The 524-nt window shown below is 53.4% G+C and carries 2 protein-coding genes; both read left to right on the forward strand.

Translation table 11 applies throughout. The features are described 5' to 3' along the window. On the forward strand, positions 1-332 hold a 332-nt coding region (locus ACOCD2_RS25990; protein ID WP_305802902.1), incomplete at its 5' end, for a hypothetical protein. Then, a partial coding sequence (locus ACOCD2_RS25995) for a hypothetical protein (protein WP_305800427.1) occupies positions 332-524 on the forward strand: 193 nt, incomplete at its 3' end. The genes ACOCD2_RS25990 and ACOCD2_RS25995, both read left to right, overlap by 1 nt.

The raw sequence follows: 524 nt of genomic DNA on the forward strand, positions 1-524 counted from the left end.
CGATAACCCAGGGCTGGTTGGCGGTGCAACAGAGGCCGGCTCAGCCCAAAACTTTGTCACCTGTTCTTGGTCCGGGTGAAAGTGACGCCATACGAATTGGCCAGGAAGACCCACAAAATACGCTGCTGATCATGGATGACCGTCTTGCTCGCCGTTACGCGCTGAAAAGGGGCTTGCCTCTCATAGGTACAACCCGCCTGCTGGATATTGCCGAACAACGGGGTTTGCTTGGCAGTGCTGAAGACTGTATTCAGGCTATGGCTGAACGTGGTTACCGAATATCCACAGGGCTTCTGGTCAGGATTCGTCAGCACAGGAAGCCGGTAGCCTGATGCTTCCCAGTATCCTGGCAAAAGAAATCATCAAGGGCCTGCAGGCCTATGTTGTCACCGGCTTTGAAACGCCTACGCCATTTTTCAAGGGTATCTTCAGCGATCTGGTGAAAACGCCCGGGCGTTTCTACAAAGGGCCTTATCTGGGGTTGCAGCTTCCCTTTCAGTCGGGTGAAGCGGGTAAAGATTTTT

The sequence above is a fragment of the Thiolapillus sp. genome (genome assembly GCF_048562965.1).
Lineage (GTDB): Bacteria > Pseudomonadota > Gammaproteobacteria > Chromatiales > Chromatiaceae > Thiolapillus > Thiolapillus brandeum_A.